The sequence below is a fragment of the Polycladidibacter hongkongensis genome (assembly GCF_001561995.1).
Taxonomy (GTDB): domain Bacteria; phylum Pseudomonadota; class Alphaproteobacteria; order Rhizobiales; family Stappiaceae; genus Pseudovibrio; species Pseudovibrio hongkongensis.
The window spans coordinates 1-13,326 of record NZ_LLWC01000035.1; the positions used below are offsets into that span (position 1 = coordinate 1).

Sequence of the window (13,326 nt, forward strand, 5' to 3'; positions counted from 1 at the left end):
TCTCATCGCAAAGACGCCGCTGATAACGATAACAGCGCTCGCTCACAGCAAACGTGCGACACGCCAGAGCAATGGAAGCACCTTTTTCTTCAACAGCAAACACAGCCATCTCCTTGCGCCGGGATGGCTTTAGGGCTTTTTTCCCAGCGCTTCCTTCAAAAGCTCTTTTTGCAGCGACAGCTCGGCATACATCTTCTTGAAACGGCGAAGTTCGTCCTCGGTAGACTTCATCTGCGAGATCATCGGCGCATCCAAACCCCCATACTTGGAACGCCACTTATAATAGCTCGCCGCGCTCATGCCATGTTCACGGCAAAGCTGGGCAACCGGAATGCCGCTTTCCCCCTGCTTTAAAATCGCGATGATCTGCCCATCGCTGAAACGAGATTTCTTCATAAATTCAGTCCTCAATATGAGGCAACAATATCTCTACTTTTAAACTCGATCAATTTCCGGGGGGAATACCATAGAAGAGCTGCAACTTGCGAATGGCGATATAATATTATTTGATGACATCTACAAAATTCTTGTAACAGGATCAGATTTCTCCGATGACATTTTAGGTGTAATTGGAAGGCAAGATACTATTACTGGCAATCATGGTGACGACACACTTAATGGTTTAGACGGAAATGATACCTACATCTACAACCTAGGCGATGGCAACGACACCATCACAGAAAGCTACATGAACGGCAGTGCGGACAGAATCCTCTTTGGCAGTGGTATCAAGCCAGACGAAATTTCCTTTTCTCAGCCCGGCAGCAATTCGAATGATCTTATAATTAGTTTCAAAAGTGGCGGATCAATATACCTGAAGGATCAATTCTACGACATAATCCACTCCAGCGGCATCGAGATTTTAGAGTTTAATGACGGAACCATTTGGGACAGACAAGAAATCCGCAAAAATATGCTTTCAAGACTGTCAACCAGTGACGACGACACCATTTTCGGTTTCGGTGAAAGTGATGACGTCATTACAGGTGGTAATGGCGATGACCTGCTTAACGGGAAAGACGGAAACGATACCTACATCTACAATCTAGGTGATGGCAACGACACCATTACAGAAAGCTATTCTGCAGGGACTGACAAGCTCGCTCTGGGGGAAGGCATCCTGCCCGACGAGGTCACGGTTGTGCGCAGTACAGAGGATAGTGATGATGTCACGCTGCACTTCAAGGATGGCGGATCGATCTTCCTCAATGAACAGTTCAACGCCTCAAGAGAAATCGGAGTTGAACAGATCACTTTTGCGGATGGAACCACATGGACAAATGCCGATCTGGCGGCGCGTTACCTTAGTACAGCACAAACCGATGGCGATGATAGCATCACGGGCTTCAACGGGCTCAATGACACCATCGATGGCGGCAAAGGTGATGACACCGTTTCAGCGCTTGGTGGCAATGACACCTATCTGTGGGGCTCAGGTGATGGCAATGACATCATTATCGAGGAGAGCAGCAAGGGCCATGACACCCTGCAGCTGAAGGACCTCAACCCCGACGATGTGACCCTCACGCAGGCGCTGGATAATCCGCGCGACCTTATCATTACCAACAATGCCACCGGAGAAACCATCGAGCTGGCGATGAGCTATCGTGTAAACGGAGCTGGCAGCAATGAGGGTGTCAACCTCCTGGTGTTCGCCGATGGAACTGAATGGGATCAGAACACCATGCGGGCCAACGCCACGCTCATGGGAACCGACGGGGATGATGTCATCAACGCTGACGACTACTACGGTGAGCGCATCGATGGCGGCAAAGGCAATGATACCCTGAAAGGAAATGCTGGCGACGACACCTTCATCTTTACCAACGAAAACTTCGGCACCGATAAAATTTCCGATTTTGCGGCGGGCGAAGGTAGTGAAGATGTCATCGAGTTTGCCTCCGACATCTTCGCGGATTATGCAGCTGTGATTGACGCCAGCGAGCAGCGAGGCAGCGACACCATCATCCGCTACGATGAAGACAACAACATCTTGCTGCAGGGTGTCTCTTTAAGTGATCTCCATCAGGACGACTTCCGCTTCGTTTAAATTACACTAAGAACCCGGACGGACATTCTGTCCGGGTTTTTCTTGATACATATGTCTCATTTGAGGGCCGATCTACGAACACACCACCAGAACACTCCAAGTTGCCAGTTTTCGCCGACATCACCATCTCATTTAACCGGTTCGAATTAAATTGCATTAAGGGGGGTATATTCGTACACTTGGGTCATGAATAACCTCCTCATCGGCTATGCGCGCTGCTCAACAGACAAACAAGACCTGCAAATCCAGCGTGAGACCCTTACCTCGCTTGGCGTCGCCGCAGATCGTATTTATTGTGATCACGGTTTGACCGGCACGAAGCGTGACCGCCCTGGCCTGACCCAAGCATTGGCCGCTGTGCGCGGTGGGGACACTCTGGTTGTCGCCAAGCTGGACCGGCTGGCCCGTTCCGTGCCCGATGCAAGATGGATTGCAGAACAATTGACAGAACGCGGTGTGCGCTTGCAAATTGGTGCCAGCGTTTATGACCCAACGGATCCCATGGGCAAGATGTTCTTCAATATTCTGGCGACATTCGCCGAGTTTGAGGCCGATCTCATACGCCTGCGCACACGCGAGGGTATGAAGCGCGCCAAGGCACAAGGCAAACTGCGTGGCAAACAACCCAAACTCTCATCGATGCAGTACAAAGAGCTACGCCGCATGTATGACAGCGGCGATTATGCCATCTCCGATCTTGCCGAGATGTTCCGCGTCTCTCGCGCAACCATCTATCGCTCACTAGAAAGAACTCCAGTAAGTAGGTAATGGGCAACATTGGGGTCAAGATACCCTCAATCGAAGACAATGGCACCTCTACTTTTAAACTCGATCAATCTAAGGGGGGATTACTGTTGTATACCTTGTTATAAATTAAGCATATTGATAGTTCTGGGGGAAGGCATGCAGGAAGAAGATGATGTGGTAGGAATAGCGCTTTCAGGTGGGGGAGCGCGTGCAATGGCTTTCCATTTAGGTTGTCTAAGAGCTCTTCATTCGATTGGCCTGCTCCAAAGATGTAAAGTAGTGTCATCTGTATCCGGTGGAAGCGTCATAGCTGCGATGTTTATCACGCATAAAGGTGGCTTCGATGAGTTTGAGCAGGATGTTCGGAGAGCCCTAACTAGAGGCTTCTTTAAACCGAGCTTGAGATATGGCCTCCCATCTTTGGAAGCAGTGCTGGCAGTAGCTAGTTTTTTCTTATTATGCTCAGTAACAGTCATTAATATCGTGACTTTAAGTATTCAGACGATTGTAAATCGAATTATCTCATTCTTTACGACGTCAGAGAAAAAAATAGATCTCAGAGTTCGAACGCGACGTTTTGCAAGTAGGACAACTATACTTGAAAAAACATTTGATGCTCTTCTTTTTAAGGGCAAAAAGTTCTCGGATTTATGTGAAAAGCGCCCGATTTGGGTAGCGATCGCTACTGAATTAAGAACTGGTTCTGCATTTTACTTCGGTAGCAAAGAAACTGGATGTTGGCGGTTTGGCAAAATTAGATCAGAGGATATTGCGATTTCTAAAGCGGTAACAGCCTCGGCAGCCTATCCAGCATTTCTACCTGCTTATGATGATGTATATAATTTTAATAAAAAAGATGGCTCCCGCAGAAAAGAGCGCATAAGTCTGACCGACGGCGGCGTTTATGACAATCTCGGGTTGGCTCCGTTTTGGCCAGATAGAGACAGGAGTGTTGGCCTAGATCTACCTTCACCTAACATTGTTATTGCATGCCGTGCTGGTTATGGTTTGAGGTTTGATGAACCAACTGGTTTAGCTTTTTCAAGACTTAAAGCCTGTTTTTATACCGTCCTCGGTCGAGCGGAAAACGCCGCAATGAAGCGCTTGTTTGATCTAAAAGAAACTGGGGCAATTAAAGCATTTGCAATTCCGTATCTTGGGCAAGACGATAGCCGTTTGAAATGTAAGCCGACTGATTTAGTCAGTAGGGATTCCACAGACGGATATCCAACAGACTTTAATGCAATGCCGGATGAATGGATTGAAAAGCTCTCAAAAAGAGGGGAACAAGTTACTCTTGCCGTCATTAAAGAGCATAACCCTGAGCTGCTAGTTAGCTTGAGGGAAAATGAAGTATAGCCATTGTAACTAAGCAACCAGTGATTACATTGATAATAAATGTGTAATCAAAGGATGTAAGTAATGACCCAACTTACTTTTTTCCCGATTGGTAATGCGGATACTTGTCTGATCGAACTGCAAGACGGGAGGAGGATGCTCGTCGACTATGCTGATATGAGCGATGGATCGAAAGAGGATAAAAGATGTAACCTTAAAGAGCTACTATCCAGCGACTTCAAGGATTCCAAGCAGGACCAGTACGAAGTAGTAGCTTTCACCCATTTGGATGATGATCATTGCAAGCGTGCATCTGAGTATTTTTATTTGGAACACGCTGTAAAATATCAAAGCAGTGAACGAAAAAAAATTAAAACACTATGGGTTCCGGCGGCAGCTGTTACTGAGGAGGGCCTCGATGACGACGCCCGTGTTATTCGCCAAGAAGCGCGATACAGATTGAAGAATGGTAAAGGGGTTAAGGTATTCTCGCGCCCCGAACGTCTAAAAAAATGGTTAGAACAAAACAATCTGACAGTAGAGAAAAGACGAAGTTGCTTCGTAGACGCTGGTCAACTAGTTCCAGACTTTGACCTTGAACATGATGCTGTTGAAGTGTTTGTTCACTCACCACATGCAAAGCGCTCAGATGAAAATGGCTTAGAAGATCGCAATGGAGATTCACTAGTCTTTCAGATGCGGTTCCAAGAGCAAGGCACGGTCACGGACGTGCTGTTCAGTGCTGATGTAGATCATAAGGTGTTGGCTGAAATTGTAGACATTACGAAGGGCAAAAAGAACGATGACCGCCTTCACTGGAGTGTTTTCAAGCTACCACACCATTGCTCTTACCTTTCACTAAGTGATGAAAAGGGTAAGGATCAAACAACTCCAATCGAACAGGTACAATGGCTTTGTGAGGAGCAAGGCGAAGAAAAAGGGTATGTTGTGTCGTCGAGCCGGCCAATTCCCATGAAAAACTCGCTAGAAGATAGGGACGTGCAACCCCCTCATAGGCAAGCAGCAAACTATTATAAGAATGAAGTTATCACCGCAAAGAACTTTCTTGTTACGATGGAGACTCCCAATCAAGACAACCCAAAGCCCATAAAAATCGAAATTGGGCGGGATGGAGCAGTGAAAAAACTGATTGGGGTCCCAGCGGCAGCCGCAATTTTAGGAGGGAGCGCACCACGTGCAGGATGAGAGTATCGATGAGAGTTGGCTTAGTGAGCATGCGCCGAACGTAATCTGCGTATATCAACTCAAGAATCGTAGCCTGAAAGAGCTAGCTCGCCTCGCAGCATCAGAAGGGTATGAGGGGGCTAGTCTCTTAGAATGTAGATCTGATAAAAATAATCTATTTCAATATGTTATATTGAGTATCGCTGTGGATCTAGGACAGGCGAGACAAGTTCATGATATTCAACTAGATGAGTTAGTAGCAATTAAGGCTAGTGTAGACCAGGTGGTCCCCTCGGTGTACCCGCTCCGGAGTAACTTCCCTCAAAATTTTCCGCACCTAAATGCTATCTGGAGGGGTGAACGGCGATCACTGTGTTTGTATGACGTGAAGGTCGAGGAGATAGAAGATACATATTCTCCTCTCTATTTTATTGAAAGAATACGATGGTGGTTTAAAGAAAGTGCGTATGGCCGCTTACATGGTGAGGATCAACCTCTCGATCCTGCATTGGCTCAAAGTTTCTTTACGCTACTTCTGCCATCTCAGTTTTCTTCAGATAGAGAATACTCGGTTGTACGTACAAGTGACAATTCCCTAGCACCGATACTAGTGGTTCCAAGAGAACGTCGCTTGGGTATGGATTTTGGTTGTATCGCCTTAGAGACGGAGCCTGTTCCGCATGGGCAAATGCTGGACTTGCCTCGTACATTTTCTAATCTAGTAGAGGTTTACGAAGAGCTTGGAGTAAACATTGCTGAGTTGGTCGGCGAGCAAATACTCGACATAGTTGCTAGTAATGATAGTGAGAAATCGAATAGATTAGAGTGCGATGCTCTAATTGTCGTTAGGACTCCGTTACTTCGGGAAAATAAACAAGTAGGTGGTTTTTCAACGCGAGCGTACCTTGGGCACGAGACTTCTCTTGGACAGCTTGGTGAGGCTCTTGCCGTTGTCGCAAAACATGAAGGTTCTTACAGAAAACTATTCGTAGCGACCCAACCTAATGGAGAGTTCCTAAAGAAGGTTGAGTTGCTTCCAGTCAATGTACAAGAAGGTTTCACGCCAGAAAAAGCAGCTGCCTGCTCGGGATTAAGTGAGCCATTGGAACGACATATCGCCTTAATTGGAGCAGGGGCACTTGGGTCTCAAGTGGCGTTGAGTGCAGCGAGAATGGGTGCTGCAAAATGGTCAATATTTGATCCTGACTTCTTGTTTCCACATAATTTGGCTAGGCATATAGCAATCGGCAGTATGGTTGGCTCTTCAAAAGCTGACTTATTAAGTCGTGAAATAAATGATTTGTTTCAAGATAATTGTTGTACCGCTTACTCTGAGGTGGTTGGACCTAGTATTGAGGAAGCTAGTTCGTTTGAAGTGATAAAAGATGCAGATATGATTGTCGACACGAGTGCGTCGCTTCGTGTTCCGCGTTGGTTGTCGACGCTTGAGCAATCGGAAAAACCGCAAAAATCATGTTTCCTTACCCCGTCAGGCTCTTCTCTTGTGTTGATGGAAGACGATCCAGAAAGGCAATTAACACTAAGTGATCTGGAGGCTTACTATTATTGGCTCCTTTATTCGGATGACAGCCTGAATGACCATCTAGCGTTTGGTGATAACATTCACATTGGGAGTTGCAGAGATGCAAGTGTGACCATACCTCAAAGTAGTATGGGAATCTTTGCAAATATTATTGCTGCACGAGTTGTCAGTAATGAACTACAAGGTACTGGCCAAATATCGTTTTGGAATCTAGGCGATGATCACTCTATCGAAAGCAAAGTTGTTACTATAGCAGCTTTTAAAAAAGTGAAACTTGGCGATTGGGTGGTTTGCATTGGCGATGCTTTGCAAAACGAGATAGCGAATATGTACGCTTTGGCCAGTAATCAAGAAACTGGAGGCATTCTGCTAGGTAGCGTAGATCTAAGATACAAGACAATTTATCTAACGGGAGCCTTGCCAGCTCCACCCGATAGCACGAGCGCTACCTCCTACTTTGATCGAGGCGGAGAGGGTGTGTGGGATAGTATTGATAAGGCAGCGAAGTGTACTCAAGGACATCTCGTATACGTTGGTGAATGGCACACCCACCCAGTAGGATTTTCCAGTGCCCCAAGTAGCCTTGATGACAAGTTAATTTCTTGGATCGGTGATAAATGTCAGTTTAATCTGAGGCCAGGCATAATGCTAATTTGTGGAAGCGATGGTCTGAGGGTGCGGGTCATTTCCGAGCGCAAAAAAGTATGTGAAACAGTTATTTAATTTTTCTGAGGGTTTTACTATGAGTAGCTTTAAGGAACATGAAAGTGGAGTTCTTGTGCCGGTAACGCCGGAACGAGTTACTCGACCCGTTTTTTTTGAGACAAATTATGATGGAACTCAATACATCGCTTCTCATGGAGGTACGTGTATTATTGGGTTATTTCGAGGAAAATACTACGCAATTACTTGTGCGCATGTGGTTAATGATTTCGATCCCAAAGACTGTGCAATTGTCAATTCACCTGACAAAGCTGATAATATTTCGCAAATTCTAGGATACTATAAAGTTAGTAAGTTAGAGCAAGACGCTGCTGGATCAGATATTGGAGACTTAGTTGCATTTGATCTAGGAGCCGATCATGATTTTTGGGGTGGAGATGTTTATACATTTGACCACACTGAAACTAGTCATGGGAAGGTTGAAGATCAGCTAAAAGCGATCGGCTACCTGAGAGACGGTTGCGAATATAGTTCTGAGCATATCCATGCGACGCAACTTGCTATTGAGATGAAAATTTCCTCAGAAAACTCAAGTGATCCAGCGTTGAAGAAGTCAATTGCATGTAATAACGAGGGTGAGTTTGATAATTTGACTGGTTTGTCGGGTGGGGCTGTCTTCAATGAGCGGACCAGTCATCTTGAAGGTATGATAGTAAGAGCAACATCCACAGACAAACGACGCGAATTATACTACATTGAAACAACAGATATAGTAAAATTTCTCACTGCCATATCGGAAGGTAGTCCATGTATAAATTATTACAAATCTAGTTAACACATTAAGCGAAATTGGGAGGCTAAGTTGCTTGTTGCGAGAGTGCAATTGGCCTTTGTATAGCAGCTTATATGGTATTCAACCCATATATGGATGTTGCCACATTGGAGAAGCCTTGGGTTGTATCAACCTTAATTTGATCCTTGCCGAATTTGCTTGATCACCATAAACATCCGCGCCGGGTTGCTGACAAAACTCTGAAACCCGAATGCACTATACCAACTTTTTCGTCGCTGGAACGCCTCTTCGCCTCCATCTGACATCACATCGAGCAGCACCGCATGACAGCCAACCTGATCTGCAATTACACAGGCCTTCTCAAACACATGATGCATGAGAACGCTGCCAACACCTAGGCCTTGCGCCTTTAAATCGACTGCGACCTGCCCCAGAAAGAGAACGGGTATCTCACCATGTTGAGGCGTGCCTCTTGGCGGTTTCTTGAGTTCCTTAACGTTCATGCTGCCAACGTTGATGGCGTGATAACCGAGAATTGCTGAGTTACCAGGTTCAACCACCACATAGATCCGTGCCATATCATCCTTCTGCTGCTTTTTCGCAGAGAGTGACAGGAAGTTGTTGAGCCGTTTCACGCCACAATCGAACCCGGTGCGATCATGGCGCGCCGGATCCCAGCTTTCAATAGAAAGTGGAGTATCTTTAGTCAGCATGCGTAACGCGCTGCCTGTAAGAAACTGCAGCTTTTTTCGCCCGTGGTGTTGGCTCAGGAGGACTGTCAAGTGCAGCAGAAAACTGTGCCGCGTCTTCAGGAGTGAGCACATGACGCGTGCTTGCCTCAAGTACCCGCTGCGCTTCCTTAGCGATCGCACTGCGAAGAAATGCGGATTTCTCAACCCCTAGTGCAATCGTGGCGCGCTCTATCAACACGCCTAAGCTCTCGCCATGGCGCACTTGCGTGGTTCTGGTTTGCTTTTCGCTGCTAAGCCCAATTGTGTTTAAGTCCAACATCATACCTCTCCTGCTCAATATGTACTGCATTTTGCATTACATATCAAGAGGTGAGCTAATTTGTCCAGCGAGCGACGAGCAAGAGTAAGGCATTGTAAAATAATCCAAGTCGAGGACGGCTTATTTGACATCGTCGTTGGCGCCGCAAATCGACCACCAAAAGTCAATGACTTAATGGCTGCTGTTTTACTGTCAAAAAAGGGATCCTTTTTTTTACAGATTTTGTGTTGCGGGTGCGCGGGACAATATGCGACCGGCAGGGCGCGCTTGTCCCGCGCTTCTCAGGCCCCGACCGGAGCGATTAGGCACGGCGGCGTGTCTTCTGCAAGAAGCCGCTGCCGCGTCTGATCGCCCGGTGGTTGGCCGCGTCAATGGGCGAGCTGTGGTCACATAAAGCGCCACCAGGATGGAGCCTGCCTCCACGACCTCCGGCACCTCAAACTCCATACACTCAGGAGCCCGTATTCCGTGCAACTTTTCCTTGTCACGCCATAGAAGCACTCGTAATAGTGAGTACGTATGACCCAAGGAGCTTAAGAATGAAGAATTTGCTCAAAGCTGCCGTGATTGGATCAGGATTGGTTTGGACCAGTGCAACAGCCGCTGCACCTGACACTGGTCCGTTTGGTATAGACATGGGCGCTGACCCAAGCGAATTACCCAGCTGCAAGCACGTCGAAGGAAATCGCTGGGATTGCGGCTACTTTCCAGACAAATATGAGCATGACGCCTATTACACCCTTTATGCTCACTCAACAACGGGTGTCTGCCGCATCTCTTACGTAAGCAAGCGAGAGGATGTAGTGATCGCGCCGCTTATTACAACGTGGCTGAAGGTCGCCCAGTACAAGGATCAAATCAGCGAGAAGTATGGCGAACCGAACCGCTCCGGTTTTCTCTTGGAAGAGGGTGATCAGTTTACGGATCCGAGGGAGGTCTTTAACAAGCCAGATATTGATAAGGACAGGCACTTTCAGCACGAATGGACAGACACGCTGAAAGATAACCTGCAAAGAATCTTTGTATATGCGATCTGGTTTGGCGATGAGCACGGTCGAGTCGCTATTAACTACACATTTAACAACTGGAGAGCTTGCGCTACCGCCCTTGAGGAGGAGGAATAAGGCCACGCTTTAGAGGGCTCTGTTGCAAGAAGCCGCTGCCGCGTCTGATCGCCCGGTGGTTGGCCGCGCCAATGGGCGAGCTGTGGTCACATGTGACCACGCGAGCGCCAAATGAACAGCCTCACCTGTGAGGGTGAGGCAAGCCGTTAGGCTTCATTCTGCAGGTGCCAGATTTCGGACACAGCAATAGAGGAGTTTGCCGCAATCTCTTCTGGACTATCCTCTGCAAGCTCAGGAAGGCCAAGCATGGCGGCGCAGGCCTGTTTGAAGAGTTCATAATCCTCTGGCCGCTCACAAAGGCCAACCACATGCGCAGCCCCATTCATCAGCAACAGGCAGTCATACACGAATTGCTCATAGACAGAAGAAACCCGCATTTTCTTGTAGCCGAATTCGACCGCTTGTAAGGCTCGGCGGTGGCTTGCGGCTTTTCGAACTTGTTCCCAGTAGTCCGGTGCGTTGGCGTTGACTGATTTTAGCATTGTCTTTGCTCCTTGGTGAGGCCGGTTTCTTTCTTCGTGTCGCACGAAGGGGGGAACGCCGATCAAGGTCAGCCAGACCGTTAGGGGACCGGCTGCAACAAGTGAGCAAAGCGAGCGCGTGAAGCTGGGCTGGATGCCTGCAAAGCAGGTTGCCTTGAACGGTGTGGGGGCAACGCCCCCTCCACCTTTACAAAGTGCGTGGGACTGGCGACCAAGGGCGGTGCGCTGTGGGCCGTGCGCGGCCCGCCAAGCACCGTCCAGCCAGTCCCCGCGCCGCTTATCACACCCGTTTCAACGCCAACAAAAAACCCGCCTCAATCGGGCGGGCTTAAAAAGTATCTAGTCGGTGATTGGCTTTGCAGATAATTGAACCCCAACACTCGACATGATTGCCATGAGGGTTTTAATCGTTGGGTTCCCTTTTTCTCCAAGGGAACGGTAGAGGCTGGTTTTATTGAGCTGCGCTTTTTCCGCAATCTCAGCCATCCCCCGCACTCGTGCGACAACGCCCAATGCATGAGTGACATGCGCCGGATCGCCGCTTTCAAATGCGTCAGCTAGAAAGCAGGCTATATCTTCGTTTGTCTCCAGATAATCCGCTGCATCAAACGTCGATGTGTTTTTCATTGGCCGTACTCCCTAGCTAGATCATGCGCGGCTTTAATATCGCTGTGTTGGCTGCTCTTACTGCCACCACACAAGACCAATAGGACGGTGTTTCCTGTCTTCTTGTAGTAAACTCGGTAGCCTTTACCGATATGTAGCCTTAGCTCACTTAGCCCGCCACCGACGGGCTTAGCATCACCAAAAAGACCGGATTCCATCCGTGCAAGTCTGGCAACAATTGCCCGCTTGGCTTCTCTATCGTTTAGGTGGTTTAGCCACCTCTTGAACTCTTGTGTTAACTCGAGTTTGTAGATCATCTGAGGCACATCATATTATCTAACTAGGAAACATCAAGTATTTTCGCTTTTAAGCGAATTTCTCATTCGTCGTCTTTGAGAAACTCGGTGCATTTAATTTTGGCCCCTTCAATAATGAAGTGCTTGCAAATGCTCGGATCAATTTTGATTGTGCTGCTTGGTTTATGGCTCGCGCATGCGCCCATCGAAAGCAGGCAGGCGATGGCAAGGATTTGCTGGGTGCGTTTCATATCAAAATGTCTTTCTGTAATTCTCGCCGGTCGGCTGTATTGCCAGCCTTTGGCAACGTGGTTTAAATCTCTGATGCTTTGAGCGGGCGGGCTATGTGGCAAGCTCACACGCCCAATCTTTTTTTGATCTGCGTAAGCCGCGCGATCAGGCTGTCATGAGTAACGGTCTCATCAACCAAGGTTTCCCCGTAGCTGTCTGCAATGCTGATCCCGTCCCGCTCGTCTTGGCATTCGGCCACGTACAAGGTGGCGCTTGCCTTGCCAAGGGAAAAGCTGATGGTTGGGCAAAGGTCATGCCGCCAAGAGGTGTCTTCTGCGTTTAAGTCATTGGCTGTTAAGGTGTTCAAGTATTTCAGGAACACTTGCCGCCTTGGGAAAACGGGGAATTGTTCGTCAATCCGCATCGCCTTGTCCCTTATCGAGCGTCCAGCTTGTTTTGATAGCTTGCACATATTGGCAAAGCCGGTCGCCTGCAGGCTCGTATTGCTCGGCAATTTTAAGGATGACAGCAAGATGTTTCACAGCATTTCGCACTTGCGCAAGGGTCATGGTGTCAGGGTTTAAAGTGGGTGGTTGTGGCATTATCTTTGCTCCTTGGTGAGGTCGGTTTCTTTCTTCCTGGCGCAGAGAACGGGACGGACGGGTCAATGAAACCGCAGAGCCGTCCATCAGCTTTGGCTACAAAGCTGTGTGTCGGGTGAGGATTGAAATTGAACAGAACGGCCCTTCTGCCAAGGGCAACAAAAAAGGGCATGACCGCTTAGCGGTTATGCACCTTCAACAGCATGGGGCAACGCCCCTTCCACCTTTACAAAGTGCGTGGGACTGGCGACCAAGGGCGGTGCGCTGTGGGCCGTGCGCGGCCCGCCAAGCACCGTCCAGCCAGTCCCCGCGCCGCTTATCACACCCGTTTCAACGCCAACAAAAAACCCGCCTCAATCGGGCGGGTATATTCTTTTTGCTGCTACATAATTGTTTTTTACAATTCGCTAGATCCTATCCATTGGCGTCCGACGTAAACGTCTACGGCCTTACCGCTGGCAATTGCTGAAACAACAGGCTCCGGGCACTCAACGGCATTTAACCGCTCATGCGTCCATGGATTGTCACCGGCAGGTATGCGATCTATCTCCTTATCGTCTGCAACATAGATCAAGCTTTCAAGTTCATGGCCTTCAAGTAGGTCTCGTTCACCCTGAAGCTTTGCCTCCGCAACAATCATATACATCCTTCTTCC

The 13,326-nt window shown here is 48.1% G+C and carries 15 protein-coding genes and 2 pseudogenes; 8 read left to right on the forward strand and 9 right to left on the reverse strand.

Going from position 1 to position 13,326, the window contains the following annotated elements; all coding sequences use genetic code 11:
• Positions 1-396, reverse strand: a pseudogene (locus AYK82_RS14930) (transposase); the annotation flags it as partial.
• A 292-nt stretch (positions 397-688) separates the two neighbouring features.
• On the opposite strand from AYK82_RS14930, the pseudogene AYK82_RS18660 reads away from it, so the two are divergent.
• From AYK82_RS18660 to AYK82_RS14960, 7 genes and pseudogenes are all read left to right on the forward strand, one after another.
• Positions 689-886, forward strand: a pseudogene (locus tag AYK82_RS18660) (calcium-binding protein); the annotation flags it as partial.
• Between the two features lie 27 nt (positions 887-913).
• The gene (locus tag AYK82_RS14935; protein ID WP_244265778.1) at positions 914-2,050 is read left to right on the forward strand and encodes a calcium-binding protein; all 1,137 of its coding nucleotides are present in this window, start codon (positions 914-916) and stop codon (positions 2,048-2,050) included.
• Positions 2,051-2,236: 186 nt separating this feature from the next.
• Positions 2,237-2,818 (forward strand): recombinase family protein, encoded by a 582-nt coding sequence (locus AYK82_RS14940; RefSeq protein ID WP_068317756.1) that lies wholly within the window; start codon positions 2,237-2,239, stop codon positions 2,816-2,818.
• A 135-nt stretch (positions 2,819-2,953) separates the two neighbouring features.
• Positions 2,954-4,156 (forward strand): patatin-like phospholipase family protein, encoded by a 1,203-nt coding sequence (locus AYK82_RS14945; RefSeq protein WP_068317758.1) that lies wholly within the window; start codon positions 2,954-2,956, stop codon positions 4,154-4,156.
• Between the two features lie 63 nt (positions 4,157-4,219).
• Positions 4,220-5,341 (forward strand): ComEC/Rec2 family competence protein, encoded by a 1,122-nt coding sequence (locus tag AYK82_RS14950; RefSeq protein WP_068317764.1) that lies wholly within the window; start codon positions 4,220-4,222, stop codon positions 5,339-5,341.
• A 184-nt stretch (positions 5,342-5,525) separates the two neighbouring features.
• Positions 5,526-7,586 carry a ThiF family adenylyltransferase gene (locus AYK82_RS14955; protein ID WP_279626440.1) on the forward strand — a complete coding sequence of 687 codons (2,061 nt, stop codon included), beginning with the start codon at positions 5,526-5,528 and terminating at the stop codon, positions 7,584-7,586.
• Positions 7,587-7,605: 19 nt separating this feature from the next.
• Entirely contained in the window at positions 7,606-8,361 is a 756-nt protein-coding gene (locus tag AYK82_RS14960; RefSeq protein WP_156453393.1) for a hypothetical protein, read from the forward strand.
• Positions 8,362-8,492: 131 nt separating this feature from the next.
• Here AYK82_RS14960 and AYK82_RS14965 read toward each other — a convergent pair whose 3' ends face one another.
• Together AYK82_RS14965 and AYK82_RS14970 are read right to left on the reverse strand one after the other, a co-directional pair.
• Positions 8,493-9,032: a GNAT family N-acetyltransferase gene (locus AYK82_RS14965; RefSeq protein WP_068317776.1), complete on the reverse strand. Its 540-nt coding sequence runs from the start codon at positions 9,030-9,032 to the stop codon at positions 8,493-8,495.
• Entirely contained in the window at positions 9,022-9,330 is a 309-nt protein-coding gene (locus AYK82_RS14970) for a type II toxin-antitoxin system TacA family antitoxin (protein ID WP_068317777.1), read from the reverse strand. Before AYK82_RS14970 ends, AYK82_RS14965 begins: the two co-directional genes overlap by 11 nt.
• 539 nt (positions 9,331-9,869) lie before the next feature.
• On the opposite strand from AYK82_RS14970, the gene AYK82_RS14980 reads away from it, so the two are divergent.
• Complete coding sequence (locus tag AYK82_RS14980; RefSeq protein ID WP_068317786.1) at positions 9,870-10,454, forward strand: hypothetical protein; 585 nt, start codon at positions 9,870-9,872, stop codon at positions 10,452-10,454.
• A 146-nt stretch (positions 10,455-10,600) separates the two neighbouring features.
• On the opposite strand, the gene AYK82_RS14985 is transcribed toward AYK82_RS14980, so the two are convergent.
• The 6 genes from AYK82_RS14985 to AYK82_RS15010 form a co-directional block, all read right to left on the reverse strand.
• Positions 10,601-10,936 carry a hypothetical protein gene (locus AYK82_RS14985; RefSeq protein ID WP_068317789.1) on the reverse strand — a complete coding sequence of 112 codons (336 nt, stop codon included), beginning with the start codon at positions 10,934-10,936 and terminating at the stop codon, positions 10,601-10,603.
• Positions 10,937-11,275: 339 nt separating this feature from the next.
• Complete coding sequence (locus AYK82_RS14990) at positions 11,276-11,563, reverse strand: addiction module antidote protein (RefSeq protein WP_068317792.1); 288 nt, start codon at positions 11,561-11,563, stop codon at positions 11,276-11,278.
• Positions 11,560-11,859, reverse strand: coding sequence for a type II toxin-antitoxin system RelE/ParE family toxin (locus AYK82_RS14995; protein WP_068317907.1), 300 nt, complete (start codon positions 11,857-11,859; stop codon positions 11,560-11,562). The genes AYK82_RS14990 and AYK82_RS14995 overlap by 4 nt, the downstream gene beginning before the upstream one ends.
• Positions 11,860-12,193: 334 nt before the next feature.
• Entirely contained in the window at positions 12,194-12,493 is a 300-nt protein-coding gene (locus AYK82_RS15000; RefSeq protein WP_068317797.1) for a hypothetical protein, read from the reverse strand.
• Positions 12,483-12,671, reverse strand: coding sequence for a hypothetical protein (locus AYK82_RS15005; protein WP_068317800.1), 189 nt, complete (start codon positions 12,669-12,671; stop codon positions 12,483-12,485). The genes AYK82_RS15000 and AYK82_RS15005 overlap by 11 nt, the downstream gene beginning before the upstream one ends.
• Before the next feature lie 397 nt (positions 12,672-13,068).
• Positions 13,069-13,317: a hypothetical protein gene (locus tag AYK82_RS15010; RefSeq protein WP_068317802.1), complete on the reverse strand. Its 249-nt coding sequence runs from the start codon at positions 13,315-13,317 to the stop codon at positions 13,069-13,071.
• Positions 13,318-13,326: the final 9 nt, after the last annotated feature.

Excerpts from the sequence above, each read along its gene's own strand:
- AYK82_RS14935 (WP_244265778.1), top strand. The coding sequence starts at position 914 with ATGCTTTCAAGACTGTCAACCAGTGACGACGACACCATTTTCGGTTTC.
- AYK82_RS14940 (WP_068317756.1), top strand. The coding sequence starts at position 2,237 with ATGAATAACCTCCTCATCGGCTATGCGCGCTGCTCAACAGACAAACAA.
- AYK82_RS14945 (WP_068317758.1), top strand. The coding sequence starts at position 2,954 with ATGCAGGAAGAAGATGATGTGGTAGGAATAGCGCTTTCAGGTGGGGGA.
- AYK82_RS14950 (WP_068317764.1), top strand. The coding sequence starts at position 4,220 with ATGACCCAACTTACTTTTTTCCCGATTGGTAATGCGGATACTTGTCTG.
- AYK82_RS14960 (WP_156453393.1), top strand. The coding sequence starts at position 7,606 with ATGAGTAGCTTTAAGGAACATGAAAGTGGAGTTCTTGTGCCGGTAACG.
- AYK82_RS14965 (WP_068317776.1), bottom strand. The coding sequence starts at position 9,032 with ATGCTGACTAAAGATACTCCACTTTCTATTGAAAGCTGGGATCCGGCG.
- AYK82_RS14970 (WP_068317777.1), bottom strand. The coding sequence starts at position 9,330 with ATGTTGGACTTAAACACAATTGGGCTTAGCAGCGAAAAGCAAACCAGA.
- AYK82_RS14980 (WP_068317786.1), top strand. The coding sequence starts at position 9,870 with ATGAAGAATTTGCTCAAAGCTGCCGTGATTGGATCAGGATTGGTTTGG.
- AYK82_RS14985 (WP_068317789.1), bottom strand. The coding sequence starts at position 10,936 with ATGCTAAAATCAGTCAACGCCAACGCACCGGACTACTGGGAACAAGTT.
- AYK82_RS14990 (WP_068317792.1), bottom strand. The coding sequence starts at position 11,563 with ATGAAAAACACATCGACGTTTGATGCAGCGGATTATCTGGAGACAAAC.
- AYK82_RS14995 (WP_068317907.1), bottom strand. The coding sequence starts at position 11,859 with ATGATCTACAAACTCGAGTTAACACAAGAGTTCAAGAGGTGGCTAAAC.
- AYK82_RS15000 (WP_068317797.1), bottom strand. The coding sequence starts at position 12,493 with ATGCGGATTGACGAACAATTCCCCGTTTTCCCAAGGCGGCAAGTGTTC.
- AYK82_RS15005 (WP_068317800.1), bottom strand. The coding sequence starts at position 12,671 with ATGCCACAACCACCCACTTTAAACCCTGACACCATGACCCTTGCGCAA.
- AYK82_RS15010 (WP_068317802.1), bottom strand. The coding sequence starts at position 13,317 with ATGTATATGATTGTTGCGGAGGCAAAGCTTCAGGGTGAACGAGACCTA.